Annotated in this window: 1 protein-coding gene; it reads right to left on the bottom strand. The window is 73.6% G+C overall.

The features are described from left to right. Window positions 1-952, bottom strand: a 952-nt coding sequence (locus D8M34_RS18125; RefSeq protein ID WP_148113098.1) for a relaxase domain-containing protein, incomplete at both ends; no start/stop codon positions are given.

Here is a 952-nt window from a genome sequence, read left to right as displayed (position 1 = left end):
GCGGCGAGCACCTGGGTGGCGAGCGGCGGCTTCGGCAGGCCCAGGACACGTCCGCCGACGGGGTGCGGCCGGATCGGGGCGAGGGCACCGATCGTGCGGGACATCCCGGTGCCGGCCGGGCCGAGCAGGACATGGCCGGGACGGCCCGAGGACAGCGTCGCGATCACTGCGTCGACCGGGTCGCCGACGAGACCAGCAGCGATGAGCTCGACGCGAGCCAGCTCCAGCTCCGGGCCGGCGAGCGCCGGGGCCCCGGCCTCGCGGGCCCTCGCGACGATCCCGGACTCGACGGTCAGCTGCCGTGCGGTCGTCCAACGCTCGAAGTTGTGCTGCCGGTAGCGGCTGTGGCCGTCGTCGCGACGCAGCGCCTCCGGGACCGGGGCCGGGTCCGGCGGGGAGGTCAGCACGACGCCGTACTCCGAGGGGTTGTCGAGGACCTCGCGCGCGAGATCCTCGGCCCCCTCCTCGAGGTGCGGGGTCCGCAGAAGCTCGTCGTTCACCGCGCGCACGAGGTTCCCGACCTGCCAGGTGGAGTGGCGCAGCTCGACTGCAGCAACCGCGGCGTGGCGCACTTCCTGCTTGGTTCGGTCGGCGTATCCGTGCTGGTCGGGGTGCCCGTGCCGCTGCACGAGCGCGGCCTGCTGGCCGACCGCGCGCAGACTCTGACGCAGCTCGCCGCGCACTCCGTTGACCCAGTTGTCGATCGGCTGACGAGGGGCCACCTCGTAGTTCTTCGCGGCCCGGGTCGGCCGCCATGCCACCCGGTCCATCTCCTTGCGCTCGGCCGGGCTGGGCTCCCGCCCGTAGCGCTCGACGAAGGTCTCCGACGCGCTCCGGACCGCCCCGGCGATCTGCTCTCGCCGGCTCGACGCCTTCGCGCAAAGCCGCTGGTCTACCCCCATGATCTCGGTCGCCTTGCCGTCGGGCCGCAGGGCGAACACCACACCGTTGC

It is taken from the genome of Microbacterium sp. HSID17254 (assembly GCF_003989315.1).
Classification (GTDB): domain Bacteria; phylum Actinomycetota; class Actinomycetes; order Actinomycetales; family Microbacteriaceae; genus Microbacterium.
This window is presented reverse-complemented; position numbering and strand designations above follow the sequence as displayed.